Source organism: Bradyrhizobium sp. MI1.10 (genome assembly GCF_055811035.1).
In genome coordinates, this window is sequence record NZ_JBVVPN010000008.1 from 69,335 (window position 1) to 81,751 (window position 12,417).

The following is a 12,417-nucleotide window of genomic DNA, read 5'->3' on the forward strand; positions in this document are numbered from 1 at the left end:
CAAACGTAAGGTGTCTTATGCAGCGTTTACAGCGCGTGCTCCTCGCCATCATGTCGGCACTCGCGATCACCGTGATCGCCGGCGTGTCCGATTTCGTCTCCACCACGGCCTCGGCCCAGACCGCAGGGAAGACCATGACCACAGCTTCAGGTTTGCAGATTACCGACAGCGTCGTCGGCACCGGCGCTTCGCCGAAGCCCGGCCAGATCTGCGTGATGCACTACACCGGCTGGCTCTACGAGAACGGCCAGAAGGGCAAGAAATTCGACTCGTCGGTCGACCGCAACGAGCCGTTCGAATTCCCGATCGGCAAGGGCCGGGTCATCGCCGGCTGGGACGAGGGTGTTGCCTCCATGAAGGTCGGCGGCAAGCGCACGCTGATCATTCCGCCGCAGCTCGGCTATGGTGCCCGTGGCGCAGGCGGCGTGATCCCGCCGAACGCAACGCTGATGTTCGACGTGGAATTGCTCGGGGTGAAGTAAGCCCGCAAACAAAAAGACCGGCCTCTCGGCCGGTCTTTCACTTTGAGTGCGATGCCCGTTATTCCGTCGCGCGCTTGGCCGAAGCCGCAGCGCGATCGACCGCGTCTTTCGCGGCATCCCTGGCATCGCCCATGGCCTGCTGGCCCTTGCCCTTCACTTCCTGGACCGCACCTTCGCCCTTCATGCGCTCGGAACCGGTGGCTTCACCGATGCCCTGTTTGGCCTTTCCCATTGCCTCGTTTGCGGTGCCCTTGATCTTGTCGGTCGTGCTACCCATGAAATCCTCCTTGCGGTTTGCTCGTCAGGACAACGTTCGACGGTTATGAGGGTTCCGATTTTGGTATGGCTCGATGTCGCGGCTTTGGGTTAGTTTGCCGCGCACGGAACCAACAGAAAGCAAGTCTCATGACCGGTCATGACCATTCGCATTCCCACCATGACCACGATCACGATGATCGCTGGAAACATGACGGCGTGCGCGTCATTCCCGGCAACCAGCTCGATACCAACGTGCCGTCGACGGCGGGCATGGACCGCGCGGCCGCGATCAATTTCGCGCGCGTCGGTGCGCAGAAATTGTGGGCGGGCACGGTCAGCATCAAGCCCGACGCCAAGACCGGCGCGCATCACCACGGCCATCTCGAAAGCGTCATCTACGTCGTGAAAGGCAAGGCGCGGATGCGCTGGGGCGAGAGCCTCCAATTCACCGCAGAGGCCGGCCCCGGCGACTTCATTTTCGTCCCGCCCTACGTGCCCCATCAGGAGATCAACGCCAGCCGGGACGAGGTGCTGGAATGTGTGCTGGTGCGCAGCGACGGCGAGGCGGTGGCGATCAACCTCGACATCGAGCCGGTCGAGAAGCCCGAGACCGTGCTGTGGGTCGATCCCATTCACCGCGATCCGAACGAGAAGAAGTGAGGAACACCTGAAAGCCAGCGGGTTCTGTGCGACAGAACCTCGCAGGCAGGGGTCCAAAAAAGATCCGGAAGCCGTGTCGGATCGCCGCTTGGCCATCCGTCCTTGGGCAGAACCCCGCCCAAGGAGCTCCGATGCCCAGGATGATTTTCCTCAATCTGCCCGTGACCGACCTCAAGCGCGCCACTGCCTTTTACGAGGCGGTCGGTGCGACCAGGAACCCGCAATTCAGCGACGAAACAGCGAGCTGCATGGTCTTTTCCGAGACCATCTATGCGATGCTGACGACCCACGAGAAATTCCGGCAGTTCACGCCGAAGCCGATCTCGGATGCAAAGACCTCAAACCAGGCGCTGTTCTGCCTGTCCGCCGATAGCCGGACCGAGGTCGACGATATCGTCAGCAGGGCCGCGGCTGCAGGCGGGGTGGCCGATCCCAGCCCGAAGGACGAATACAGCTTCATGTACGGCCGCAGCTTCGAGGATCCGGACGGCCACATGTGGGGCGTGAACTGGATGGACATGGCAGCCTTCGCGGCGCAGTCCGAGATGGCGAACGCCTGATCTAGCGCGCGAACATCACAACTGAAGAGGAGCATTCACGATGTCGAAGGTCGTTCCCTGCATGTGGTTCAATGGCGATGCCGAGGAAGCCGCGAAGTTCTACGTCTCGCTCGTGCCGAATTCGGCGATCACGCATGTTCAGCGCAACGTTTCAGATGGCCCGTCCGGCAAGGAAGGCTCCGTGCTCGTCGTCGAATTCTCGGTGGCGGGACAGCCTTTGGTCGCGCTCAACGGCGGCATGAAAATGGAATACACCCATGCGATCTCGCTGATGATCCATTGCGACGATCAGGCCCAGGTCGACAGCGTCTGGAATGCGTTCCTGGCCCATGGCGGCAAGGAAGAGCAGTGCGGCTGGCTCAGGGATCGCTGGGGCGTGGCCTGGCAGGTCGTGCCGAAGGTGATATTCGAACTCCTCTCGAGCCCCGACAAGGCGGCTGCCGCACGCGCGATGCAGGCCATGATGAAGATGGTGAAGCTCGACGTGGAGACCTTGCGCCGCGCGTTCGAGGGCAAGTCGGCAGCGTGATGTGGAAGCCACAGTATCGTAGGGTGGGCAAAGGCGCGCTTGCGCCGTGCCCACCATTTTTTCTCGGCGAGAGAAAGTGGTGGGCACGCTCCGCTTTGCCCACCCTACGAGATTGAGCCCGCCGCTAATAATTGATCCGCAGCCCCACGCCGCCATGGATGGTGTTACCCACTGGCTGCGGGCCGAGCGTGCCGTTGGCGAACAGGTCCACGATCCAGCCCTTCTGCATGCGGAAGCCGAGCCGGCCGCCATATTCGAACCAGCCCTGGTTGCCCATGGTCGGCACCACCACGCCGTCGCCGGTCACGGTGGCGACGATGCCGCTATGGCCAGCGAACGACTGCACCCAGCCGCCATTGATGTTGGCCTCGATATTGCTGCCGTAGAGATGCGTCCACTGGCCGCCGATCTTGACCAGGCTGGTGCGGTCGGTGCCGGTCGCGATGCTGGCATCGAACGGATTGAACGCCACTGCGCTGTCGGTGTAGCCCGAGACGCGCTGCCAGAGCTGCCAGACCTCGATCGAGGCGGCGACCTCGTCGCGGGGCGACACGCGGCTCATCCAGCCGGCGCGGCCGTAGACGGCGTAGTTCGCGGCGTTGGTCGAACTCGTGACGCTCACCGGGCCGAGGCTGGTGTTGTAGCTGCGGGTGTAGCGCGCCTTCTCCCACGGCGTCAGGATCGTGCCGACGTCGAAGAACGGACGCGACGAGCCCCAGTCGGTGAAGTCATAGCGTAGCGCGAATGCGCCGATCGGCGCGTTGGTGATGTTGTAGCCGCCTTCGCTGTATTGCGTGTAGGCGATGCCGGCGAGCAGCGACAGATTGTTGGTCAGCTCCTTGCGGCCGTGGATGCCGGCCGAGAACGAGCCGGCGGAGCCGAACGCGCTGACGCAGTTGCTGCAATTGACCTGCTCGTTGACGCCGAGCAGCACCGTGCCGAGCACTCGGTTGGTGATCATCTGGTTGAAGCGCTGGTTGGCGAGGTCGCCGATCGAGCCGCCGCTGGAATCCGCGCCGGTCGGCGTCGGTGTCGGCGTCGGGCTCGGCGAAGAGGACGGATAAGGGCTCGGCGACGATGACGGGTAGGGGCTGGGCGCGGGCGAGGGGCTGTAGGTTGTCGTTGGAGAGGGTGAATATGTCGGCGAAGGGGAGGGCGTCGGCTCTCCGCACCCGGATTCGCACGTCGCCCCCTGGGCTGCCGCCGGACGGGCATCCAACGCGACAAACGCAAACACGGCGGTCAGCACGCTCGCGACGATGAAGCGCCTGACGTTGAATACCGCCATCTTCAGCGTCCGCACAGCATGCCGTCGTCATGGACGGCAGGCGTGATGGTCGGCGAGGCGTCCGCATATTGGTTGACCGCGCACAGTCCCGCGCTCGCGGCGCAGGTCGCGGCAAAGGTCCAGGGCGGCGTATTGGTCTTACTGATGGAGACCTTGCCGCCGGTCGAGCTGATGATTGCGGTGTCGCCGGGCTGGGTGAGCTGCACGCACTGTTGGCTCGTCGTGCAGACACTGGCGGCGCCGTCCTGCAGCACGACGACCGAGCGGCCGCGCTGGGACAGGATATCGAGTGTAGTACCGCGCACGCCGATCGTCGCAAGCGGGGTCGTGATCTTGTAGGCGGTCTTCTCGGAATGTCCGGTGACGAAACGGAATGCGCCGGTCGTCATGCGGATCGCAACGTCACGATAGCTGTGCTCGTCGTTGAAGACGGTGCGGTCGAGCTTGAGCGTGGCGCTCGGACCGAGCGACAGATTGGTGCTGTCGGCCATCACGAAGCGCGCTGCGCTGCCGGCGCCGGTGCGCACGGTCTCGTCCCGCAGCATGCTGTCGCCAATGCTGATCGGTGTCGTGGTCGCGGCCACGCGAACGACTTCATTCTGAATCACGACGGCTTCACCGACGCGCGTCTGCGCCTGCGCGCAAGGGGCCACGCACAAGGCGATCGACAACAGCGTGGAGAAAAGCCAGAAACGCAAATTCATTTCGCAACCGATCGATTTGTCCCTGATCGTACCGGATCGCGCGCGCTTGCGATGTGGCGAAATTATCACAAGCAGTGCGAGACCTGCGCTATGCTTAGTGACAGTCGCGGCAGAATGCGTTCAATGAAAACCGCGACCTCTATTATTCTCCGCGGTGACGCAAATTTGCCACGCAAAACATCCCCACAAACGCGACTGGACTTGCCCGCGGTTCCGAAGGTGTCGCGGAGCGCAGTGATTGCTGTCGCGATTTTCCTGGTGGCCCATCTCGTACTGCTGATCGGCCTGACGACGCCGGAGAAGTTCGTGTTCGACGAGGTGCACTATGTGCCGGCGGCGCGGCAGATGCTGGCACCATCGATGTCGCAACCGATGCTCAATCCGATGCATCCGCCGCTGGCGAAGGAGCTGATCGCGCTATCGATAGCGACCTTCGGCGACACCGCGCTGGGCTGGCGCTATCCCGCGACATTGTTCGGCGCGCTCGCGATCGTCGCGATCTATCTGTGCGGCCTCGCACTGTTCGCCGCGCAAGGGCCCGCGATCGCCGCTGCGCTGATCGCCGGCTGCAATCAGATGCTGTACGTGCAGGCGCGCGTCGCGATGCTCGACATTTTTGCGCTCGGCTTCGGCCTGCTCGCAATTGCCGCCTTCATGCACGGTTTTCGAAAGGATCGTCCTCATGCGTTGTTCGCGGCTGCCGGCAGCCTGTTCGGCTGTGCTGCCGCCTGCAAATGGAGCGGCCTGTTTCCACTCGGAATCTGCATCGTCATCGTCGCGGTGATCCGCCTGATGCAGGGCTGGCACACCCTGTTTGCCGACGCGAAGCCGGGGGATTGGTACCGGCCCGACCTCTGGCCCGACTTCAGATTACATCACGTCGTGCTCTGCTTCACCGTCCTGCCCGCGATGACATATCTTGCGGCCTTCGTCCCGCTGTACGGCGTGTCGCTGCCGGATCTGGTCGAGGCGCAACGCCGGATCTTCGCCGACAACACCACCACTGCCATCGCCGGCCACACTTATATGAGCGCGTGGCCGTCATGGCCGCTGCTCGCGCGCCCGGTATGGTTCCTGTTCGACAAGACCGCGGACGGCAATGTCTCCGCGATCGCCTTCCTCGGTAATCCCCTGGTGCTGTGGCCGGCGCTGCTCGCGCTCGCCGTCGTGCTGCGCGACTTCGTCGTTGCGCGCCGCCGGGATGCGTTCCTGATCGCGGTCTTCTATTTCGGGTGCTGGCTCGCCTGGGCGTTGCTGCCGCGCACGCTCGCCTTCATCTATTACTATCTGCCGGCTGCGACCCTGGCGTCGCTCGCGCTGGTCTATGTGCTGCGCCGGGACGGACTGCCACGCTGGCTGCTGTGGGCCTATGTCGGGGTCGCCGCGATCGGCTTTGCCGCCATGCTGCCGATCTCGGCGGCCTTCATCGGCACGTCGATGCAGACTTTCAACCGGCTGATGCTCTTCCAGAGCTGGATATGATATCGCCGCCTGCCGGGGAACGACAGGCGGCGCCTTTATGGGCGATGACCTGGGAATTACTTTGACGCGGTATGGGTGTCCATGTTCACGACCTGGACGCGGCGGTTGATCGGGTCGGCGCCGTTGGCGGCATCCTTCAGCTTGGTCTTGCCGTAGCCGACGGTGACGAGATCGGTGCCGGTGAGTCCGTAGTTCTGCACCAAATACTTCTTGATGGTGTCAGCCCGCCGCTCGGAGAGCCCCTGATTGTACCCCTCGGTGCCGACCGCATCGGTGTGGCCGGCGACCACGAAAGTCGAGCCCTTCAGCGAGGGATCGGACAGCGCCTTGCCGAGCGCCTGCACCGACGGCACCGACGTCTTGGCAATGTCGGCCGAGTTGTAGTCGAACTGGATCTCCAGATCGATCTTCGGCTTGGTCGCGGCGAGCTCGGCAATCTGCTCGCGCTCGCCCGTCGACAGCGACCGCGTCGAGCGGTTGCGCACCGTGTTCAGAAACGTCGATTCCTTGGCCTGCGCCGCCGGATCGACCTGCGGACCTGCGGACAGCCCGCGGGTCGCCGCCTTCGGCTTCAATGCATCCAGGATCTGGTTGGTCGAGACATTGCCGTCGCCGGCCATAGCCAAGCCGGCCGTCATCGAGAGAAGTGCCGAGAGGGTCATCGCCTTCAGTGCAAAAGACTTATTGAAACTAGTCATTGTCGTATCCTCGTTGTGACGCCTGATGGCTATTTGATGCTGCAAGCATAGGGCAGGTTCAAAACCCCTGGTGTGATCTTGGTCACGGTGGAAACGGGGCCCTCCAGGGCCATGGCAGCGAATTTCAAGCGGTTTCGGGTTCATGGAGGGCCGACCCGCGGTCCACTCCGAGGGCCGACGCTGACGTGTGAAGAGAGTGGTCGCACGCTGCCCCGCGAGCGTTCGAGCCGTCGCAGTCCTGTCGTGATCCGCATCACTGAGGACCGCCGCGCCCAAGTGCCGCTCGGGGGGCCGGGTTCACTCAGGGAAACCCGTGCTCACCGATTGTCGCAAAGCCGTCGCGTGTTGGCCTGTCTGCGGACAATTTTTCGGCCAGATGGACGCCTAGCAGGGCACAGCCTCCGACAAGCGCAAACGAAGGGAGCCGAGTTCCAGCCAGTGCCGAGGCCAAGTGATTATCAGTTCTATCGCAGTGGCCCGCCGGATCGGACCGTGTCCCTGAACTCCATGCCCATTTACATCGGCGCGGCGATGATCGCGGTGGCGATCCTGCTGTCGACGCTGATTACGGGACTGACCTCCCGCTATGTCGGGCTTCAAGCGCCGACCGACGAGAACATGTGGCTGGTCGATCGCCTCACCGGCAACGTCTATCGCTGCCAGGCGGAGGAGCGCGGCAAGGCCTCGTGTGAACCCGATGTCGCCACAGGCAGCGTTGGCGACCGATCCAAAGCCCCGAAAGCTGCGCGCTGAGCGCTCCGCCTTCGCACCGCAGCAAGAAAATTGTCTTCTCCACGAAACGTCTTCGCCGGAGAATACGTAATGCGAAGGCCGGTATGACGCCGGTTTCGTTTTACGGAGGAGACCTTTCGATGAAAATATTGCTCACAGCCGCAGCTTTGGTCGCGTTCGCCGTTTCCCCTGCATCCGCCGCGATGATGGCGTGCACCAGCGATAATATGATGAAGTCCGCCGCCATGATGGGCGGCACGGCGGATACGCCAGCCAAGACGGCCATGAACAAGGAAATGGCCATGGCCAACACCGACATGAGCAACGGCAAGATGAAAAGCGGCTGCATGCATTACATGAAGGCGCAGAAGGCCATGTCGATGAAGTAGGCGCGGGTAGCGCACCTTCCGACCGCGCTGTCAGCAGATGGCAGCGCGGTTTTTCCTTGTCCGCTCCTTGATCGGCTTCTTGCCTGGATGCGAATCCCGCTACACTGCATTCCGCAATGTCCCGCGCGCCCAAATCGATTCCACTCACCACGAAACAGGCCCGGCAAATCTGGCTTCATGCCCAGCGCCTGAACGAGCGCGCGCCGTTTGGTGACGGCCCGCAAGCCGTCGCCGACGCGGTCGCCCATCTCGGCTATGTGCAGATCGACACCATCAACGTGATCGAGCGCTGCCACCACCACATCCTGTTCAGCCGCATCCCGTCCTACCGCCGCGCCGACCTGCGCCACGCCCAGAGCGTCGACAAGAGCGTCTTTGAATATTGGACGCATGCGCTGTCCTACGTGCCGGCCGGCGACTTCCGCTTCTTCCTGCCGGCGATGCGCGAGCACCGCCGCGAGGGGCACAAATGGTTCGCCTCGGTGAAGCCTGCCGACATGCGCAAGGTGATGCGGCTGGTGCGCGCCGGCCCGCTGACGATCCGCGACATCGAGGACGACGTGCTCACCGAGAAGGAGCATCTGTGGCAAAGCCGAAAACCCTCGAAGCGGGCGTTGCAGCTCGCTTTCTATACGGGTGCCGTGACCGTCAGCGAGCGCCAGGGCATGCTCAAGACCTATGAGCTGATGACGCGCCATTTCGGCTGGGACAAGCTGCCAAAGCCGGCCTCGGCAAGGGACATTACGGCCTATCTGCTCGATCGCGCGCTGCGATCGCAAGGTGTGGTGAGCCTCGATTCGGTCTGCCATCTCGACGCGCCGCGCAAGCCGGCGGTGGCTGTCCTGATCGGCTCGCGCGTCCGCCGTGGCGAGCTCGTGCCTGTCGCCATCGAGAGTGCCGGAAAGCAGGAGCACTGGGCATTGCCTTCTGCGCTCGAGCCGGGCGAGCGCGCGCCACCTGACCTCGTCCATATCCTCTCGCCGTTCGATCCGCTGATCATCCAGCGCAAGCGCACCAATCTCATCTTCGGCTACAACCATTTGTTCGAGGCCTATGTGCCGAAGGCCAAACGCAAGCTCGGCTATTTCGCGCTCCCCGTGCTGGTCGGCGACGAGATCGTCGCCGCGCTCGATCTGAAGACCGACCGGCAGGCGAAGAAGCTGCTGATGCAGAAATGGACCTGGGTCGGTGAGGGAAAGAAGGCCGCGGGGCGCAAGGAGCTCAAGCAAAAGATCGAGGAGGAGCTCGATCGGTTTGAGAAGTTTCAATTGGCGGAGTGAAATGCGCCCTCGTCGGTCTGTAGGGTGGATTAGCGAAGCGTAATCCACCTCTTTCACTTCCGCGGAGACAAACAATGTGGGTTACGCTGCGCTAACCCACCGTACGCACCCTGGCGAGCCGATCAATCCAAACGCCGAACGCAATCCCAACCGCATACGCCAGCAAATTCCATGGCGAGAAGATGCGCCCGAGCAGCAGCGCCCCGGCCGTGGTCAGCCGGAACGCGTCGAGCCAGGGCATGTGCACCAGCCGGGAGAATTCGACCACGACCGCTATCGCGATTGCGATGGCTGCGATCTGCGCCCGTGGCAGCCGCGGCAGCAAAACGCCGACCAGCAGAAACACCATCGTTGCCCATAGCAGCGAGCCGCCGTACTTCACCACGAAGGCCGGCAGGCCGATCGGAAAGCCGTACCAGCGCAGCGAGAGTCCGCAGGCAATAACCGCCAGCGCCAGACCGGCGCGGATCAGCGATGTCCGAAGTGGCGCAATGGGTTTGACCGGTTGCGCCTCGTGCATTGCTTGCTCCATTGACTCTTTCGCGGCGATGCTCAAAACCCCCGATCAGCCCATAAAAGCAACAACCCCGGGGGAAGCCATGAGCCAGACCACGACCTATGCCGGTTCGACCGGCGCAGCCAAGTTGGAAATCGAGACCTCGACGATTCGTGCCATCTCCTGGCGCCTGATCCCATTCCTGGTGCTGGCCTACTTCTTCTCCTATCTCGACCGCGTCAATCTCGGTTTCGCCGCGCTGACCATGAATGCCGAGCTGAAATTCACGCCGCTGATCTTCTCCTGGGGCGCAGGCATCTTCTTCATCGGCTATTTCATCTTCGAGGTGCCGAGCAATCTGGCGCTGGAGAAGTTCGGCGCCAGCCGCTGGATCGCCCGCATCATGGTGACCTGGGGCATCATCTCGGCGCTGATGGCGCTCACGAGCGGCGTCACGAGCTTCTACGTGCTGCGCTTCCTGCTCGGCGTCGCCGAGGCCGGCTTCTTCCCCGGCATCATCCTCTATCTCACCTATTGGTATCCGGCCGAATATCGCGCCCGCTTCCTTGCGGCCTTCGCCATCGCCGTGCCGGTCTCTACCTTGATCGGCGCGCCGGTCTCCGGCCTGCTGCTCGGGCTCGACGGCGCGATGGGCCTGAAGGGCTGGCAGTGGCTGTTCATCATCGAGGGCATTCCCTCGGTGGTGCTCGGCATCGTCACCTGGTTCTATCTCACCGACAGGCCGGAGAAGGCGGACTGGCTCTCGGCCGAGCAGAAGGCCTGGCTCAAGACCAAGCTGGATTCCGAGATCGCGGCCAAGCAGGCGGTGAAGCATTTGTCGCTCAGTGAGGCGCTGACCTCACCGAAGGTGATCATGCTCGCCCTGGTCTATTTCGGCTTCGTTGGCGCGCTGTATGGCATGCAGTTCTGGTTGCCGCAGATCGTCAAGGCGTTCGGCCTCACCAACGCCCAGACCGGCTTCGTCACCGCCATCCCGTATCTGTTCGGCACCATCGCGATGATCCTGTGGGCACGGCATTCCGATGCCACGCGCGAGCGCGTGATGCATGTCGGCGCGCCGTTGCTGCTCACCGCCGTCGCTCTCGGCGTCTCCTCCTATCTCACCGACCCCACCCTGACGATGATGGTGCTGACGGTGGCCGCGATCGGCGTGTTCTGCTGCTTCGGGGTGTTCTGGACCCTGCCCACCGCCTGGCTCTCCGGCACGGCGGCGGCCGGTGCCATCGCCTTGATCAACTCGATCGGGAATCTCGCCGGCTTCGGTGGGCCCTATCTGATCGGCTGGGTCAAGGAAGCCACCGGCCAGACCTCGACCGGACTGCTCGTGCTCGCGGTGCTGCCGCTGATCGCCGGCATCCTGGTCTTCATCGGCGGTCACGAAAGCAAGCACGAGTTCGCGGAGCAGGGGCGGCGATAGCCTCGAAATGTCGCCTCCGCGAAAGCCAGGGCCTATTTCCACGCGGCCCTCTGGGGGACCTGCGGCGCGACGCTTTCTTCGAACAGTCCAGGCTTCCGCCAGGGGCAGCCCGCGGAGGTTACCACCTCTTAACGATCACAGATTCCTGATGACTGACGATTATTGACTTTTATCAGTGATTAGTCGACATTCCTCTCATTGCAGCCGAGGGAGTGTCCTCCGATGTTCGTCCGATCCGTTTTGTCCAGCTATTCGAGGCTCTTGGCCGGTGTTTCGCTGGCGCTGATGGCTGCCGCCCTCGCTGGGTGCAATGACACCGTCGCTGAAAAGGCCGAGCCGCCGCGGCCGGTTCTTGTCGCCACCGCCCATTATGATGCCGAAAAGCCCGAGCGCAGCTTCGTTGGCACCATTAGGCCGCGGATCGAGAGCGATCTGGGCTTTCGGGTCGCCGGCAAGGTCGCCAAGCGTCTGGTCGAAGTCGGCCAGACCGTCGAAATCGGCCAGCCGCTCGCGGTCCTCGATGAGGTCGATCTGAAGCTCCAGGCCGAGCAAGCCGTCGCCGAGCAGACCGCTGCGACCGGCGTGCTGGCCCAGGCCGCCGCCGCCGAGCAGCGCGCCAAGGATTTGAAGGCCAAGGGCTGGACCACCGACGCGCAGCTGGATTCGAGCCGCGCCGCCGCCGACGAGGCGCGTGCCCGCCTGAACCGGGCCGAGCGCTCGGTCGAACTGACCAACAATTCCCTTTCCTACGCGACGCTCAACGCCGACGCCCGCGGCGTCGTCACCGCAACGCTGATCGAGCCCGGCCAGGTGGTCGCCGCGGGCCAGGCTTCGATCCGTGTCGCCCGCTTTGCCGAAAAGGAAGCGGTCGTCGCGATCCCTGAGACGCTGGTCGGACGTGCCAAATCGGGCGCCGCCAGCGTCACTCTTTGGTCGGAGCCGGGCAAGAAATATACGGCCAAGCTGCGCGAGATCGCGCCCACCGCGGATCCTGCGACACGCACTTATCTCGCCAAGTTCTCGCTGCCCGAGGCCGACGACAAGGTCTCGCTCGGCATGACCGCGACGCTGACGCTGTCGGACGCTGCGACCGAGCGCGTTGCGCGGCTGCCGCTGTCGGCACTGTTCAACGAAGGCGGCAAACCGTCCTTCTACGTCGTCGACGACAACGGCGGGGTCACGCTGAAGCCGGTGACGGTGAAGTCCTATGAGAGCAACGACGTCGTCATCACCGGCGGTGTCGAAGAGGGCGCCAAGATCGTTGCCCTCGGCGTTCAGAAGCTCGATCCGGGCCAGCGGGTGCGGATCGTCTCGTCACTGTCCTTTTAAGTCTCGTTTACGAGTTGCGTCGTGTGAGGTGAGTTTCGGCCCGAGCGCAAATGCTTTGGCTGAAGCGGCGAAGCGATCCAGAACCTGCCCAG

The 12,417-nt window shown here is 63.3% G+C and carries 15 protein-coding genes; 10 read left to right on the top strand and 5 right to left on the bottom strand.

Features of this window, described 5'->3' with window-relative positions; translation table 11 throughout:
* Nucleotides 1-17 precede the first annotated feature (17 nt).
* Nucleotides 18-482, top strand: coding sequence for an FKBP-type peptidyl-prolyl cis-trans isomerase (locus AC0L3K_RS10785; protein ID WP_007595215.1), 465 nt, complete (start codon nt 18-20; stop codon nt 480-482).
* A gap of 58 nt (nt 483-540) precedes the next feature.
* Here AC0L3K_RS10785 and AC0L3K_RS10790 read toward each other — a convergent pair whose 3' ends face one another.
* The gene (locus AC0L3K_RS10790; protein ID WP_473365953.1) at nt 541-759 is read right to left on the bottom strand and encodes a CsbD family protein; all 219 of its coding nucleotides are present in this window, start codon (nt 757-759) and stop codon (nt 541-543) included.
* A 128-nt stretch (nt 760-887) separates the two neighbouring features.
* Here AC0L3K_RS10790 and AC0L3K_RS10795 point away from each other — a divergent pair, with 128 nt between their 5' ends.
* The 3 genes from AC0L3K_RS10795 to AC0L3K_RS10805 all read left to right on the top strand — a co-directional run bounded on the left by AC0L3K_RS10795 (nt 888) and on the right by AC0L3K_RS10805 (nt 2,489).
* Nucleotides 888-1,400, top strand: coding sequence for a cupin domain-containing protein (locus AC0L3K_RS10795; protein ID WP_007595213.1), 513 nt, complete (start codon nt 888-890; stop codon nt 1,398-1,400).
* 131 nt (nt 1,401-1,531) lie between these two features.
* Nucleotides 1,532-1,960, top strand: a complete 429-nt coding sequence (locus AC0L3K_RS10800) for a VOC family protein (protein ID WP_354127415.1) — start codon at nt 1,532-1,534, stop codon at nt 1,958-1,960.
* 40 nt (nt 1,961-2,000) lie between these two features.
* Complete coding sequence (locus AC0L3K_RS10805) at nt 2,001-2,489, top strand: VOC family protein (protein ID WP_007595211.1); 489 nt, start codon at nt 2,001-2,003, stop codon at nt 2,487-2,489.
* 124 nt (nt 2,490-2,613) lie between these two features.
* Here the strand turns inward: AC0L3K_RS10805 and AC0L3K_RS10810 are convergent, their stop codons facing one another.
* Together AC0L3K_RS10810 and AC0L3K_RS10815 are read right to left on the bottom strand one after the other, a co-directional pair.
* Nucleotides 2,614-3,777, bottom strand: coding sequence for a hypothetical protein (locus tag AC0L3K_RS10810; RefSeq protein WP_219684463.1), 1,164 nt, complete (start codon nt 3,775-3,777; stop codon nt 2,614-2,616).
* Between the two features lie 2 nt (nt 3,778-3,779).
* On the bottom strand, nt 3,780-4,481 hold the full coding sequence (locus AC0L3K_RS10815; RefSeq protein ID WP_007595209.1) for a FecR family protein: 702 nt from the start codon (nt 4,479-4,481) through the stop codon (nt 3,780-3,782).
* A gap of 51 nt (nt 4,482-4,532) precedes the next feature.
* On the opposite strand from AC0L3K_RS10815, the gene AC0L3K_RS10820 reads away from it, so the two are divergent.
* Nucleotides 4,533-5,963: a phospholipid carrier-dependent glycosyltransferase gene (locus AC0L3K_RS10820; protein WP_473365954.1), complete on the top strand. Its 1,431-nt coding sequence runs from the start codon at nt 4,533-4,535 to the stop codon at nt 5,961-5,963.
* 56 nt (nt 5,964-6,019) lie between these two features.
* On the opposite strand, the gene AC0L3K_RS10825 is transcribed toward AC0L3K_RS10820, so the two are convergent.
* Nucleotides 6,020-6,661: an OmpA family protein gene (locus tag AC0L3K_RS10825; protein ID WP_473365955.1), complete on the bottom strand. Its 642-nt coding sequence runs from the start codon at nt 6,659-6,661 to the stop codon at nt 6,020-6,022.
* Nucleotides 6,662-7,168: 507 nt separating this feature from the next.
* On the opposite strand from AC0L3K_RS10825, the gene AC0L3K_RS10830 reads away from it, so the two are divergent.
* The 3 genes from AC0L3K_RS10830 to AC0L3K_RS10840 all read left to right on the top strand — a co-directional run bounded on the left by AC0L3K_RS10830 (nt 7,169) and on the right by AC0L3K_RS10840 (nt 9,062).
* Entirely contained in the window at nt 7,169-7,414 is a 246-nt protein-coding gene (locus AC0L3K_RS10830) for a hypothetical protein (protein ID WP_473366014.1), read from the top strand.
* 119 nt (nt 7,415-7,533) lie between these two features.
* The gene (locus AC0L3K_RS10835; protein WP_473366015.1) at nt 7,534-7,782 is read left to right on the top strand and encodes a hypothetical protein; all 249 of its coding nucleotides are present in this window, start codon (nt 7,534-7,536) and stop codon (nt 7,780-7,782) included.
* A gap of 116 nt (nt 7,783-7,898) precedes the next feature.
* Nucleotides 7,899-9,062 (top strand): winged helix-turn-helix domain-containing protein, encoded by a 1,164-nt coding sequence (locus tag AC0L3K_RS10840; RefSeq protein WP_473365956.1) that lies wholly within the window; start codon nt 7,899-7,901, stop codon nt 9,060-9,062.
* A gap of 91 nt (nt 9,063-9,153) precedes the next feature.
* Here the strand turns inward: AC0L3K_RS10840 and AC0L3K_RS10845 are convergent, their stop codons facing one another.
* A complete protein-coding gene (locus AC0L3K_RS10845) occupies nt 9,154-9,582 on the bottom strand; it encodes a ribosomal maturation YjgA family protein (protein WP_007595193.1) in 429 nt (142 codons plus the stop codon).
* Nucleotides 9,583-9,661: 79 nt separating this feature from the next.
* Between AC0L3K_RS10845 and AC0L3K_RS10850 the strand changes: the two genes are divergently transcribed.
* Both AC0L3K_RS10850 and AC0L3K_RS10855 read left to right on the top strand, forming a co-directional pair.
* Nucleotides 9,662-10,996 (top strand): MFS transporter, encoded by a 1,335-nt coding sequence (locus AC0L3K_RS10850; RefSeq protein ID WP_473365957.1) that lies wholly within the window; start codon nt 9,662-9,664, stop codon nt 10,994-10,996.
* Between the two features lie 222 nt (nt 10,997-11,218).
* Nucleotides 11,219-12,325, top strand: a complete 1,107-nt coding sequence (locus tag AC0L3K_RS10855) for an efflux RND transporter periplasmic adaptor subunit (RefSeq protein ID WP_219684466.1) — start codon at nt 11,219-11,221, stop codon at nt 12,323-12,325.
* The last annotated feature ends 92 nt before the right edge of the window (nt 12,326-12,417 follow it).

Excerpts from the sequence above, each read along its gene's own strand:
- AC0L3K_RS10785 (WP_007595215.1), top strand. The coding sequence starts at position 18 with ATGCAGCGTTTACAGCGCGTGCTCCTCGCCATCATGTCGGCACTCGCG.
- AC0L3K_RS10790 (WP_473365953.1), bottom strand. The coding sequence starts at position 759 with ATGGGTAGCACGACCGACAAGATCAAGGGCACCGCAAACGAGGCAATG.
- AC0L3K_RS10795 (WP_007595213.1), top strand. The coding sequence starts at position 888 with ATGACCGGTCATGACCATTCGCATTCCCACCATGACCACGATCACGAT.
- AC0L3K_RS10800 (WP_354127415.1), top strand. The coding sequence starts at position 1,532 with ATGCCCAGGATGATTTTCCTCAATCTGCCCGTGACCGACCTCAAGCGC.
- AC0L3K_RS10805 (WP_007595211.1), top strand. The coding sequence starts at position 2,001 with ATGTCGAAGGTCGTTCCCTGCATGTGGTTCAATGGCGATGCCGAGGAA.
- AC0L3K_RS10810 (WP_219684463.1), bottom strand. The coding sequence starts at position 3,777 with ATGGCGGTATTCAACGTCAGGCGCTTCATCGTCGCGAGCGTGCTGACC.
- AC0L3K_RS10815 (WP_007595209.1), bottom strand. The coding sequence starts at position 4,481 with ATGAATTTGCGTTTCTGGCTTTTCTCCACGCTGTTGTCGATCGCCTTG.
- AC0L3K_RS10820 (WP_473365954.1), top strand. The coding sequence starts at position 4,533 with ATGTGGCGAAATTATCACAAGCAGTGCGAGACCTGCGCTATGCTTAGT.
- AC0L3K_RS10825 (WP_473365955.1), bottom strand. The coding sequence starts at position 6,661 with ATGACTAGTTTCAATAAGTCTTTTGCACTGAAGGCGATGACCCTCTCG.
- AC0L3K_RS10830 (WP_473366014.1), top strand. The coding sequence starts at position 7,169 with ATGCCCATTTACATCGGCGCGGCGATGATCGCGGTGGCGATCCTGCTG.
- AC0L3K_RS10835 (WP_473366015.1), top strand. The coding sequence starts at position 7,534 with ATGAAAATATTGCTCACAGCCGCAGCTTTGGTCGCGTTCGCCGTTTCC.
- AC0L3K_RS10840 (WP_473365956.1), top strand. The coding sequence starts at position 7,899 with ATGTCCCGCGCGCCCAAATCGATTCCACTCACCACGAAACAGGCCCGG.
- AC0L3K_RS10845 (WP_007595193.1), bottom strand. The coding sequence starts at position 9,582 with ATGCACGAGGCGCAACCGGTCAAACCCATTGCGCCACTTCGGACATCG.
- AC0L3K_RS10850 (WP_473365957.1), top strand. The coding sequence starts at position 9,662 with ATGAGCCAGACCACGACCTATGCCGGTTCGACCGGCGCAGCCAAGTTG.
- AC0L3K_RS10855 (WP_219684466.1), top strand. The coding sequence starts at position 11,219 with ATGTTCGTCCGATCCGTTTTGTCCAGCTATTCGAGGCTCTTGGCCGGT.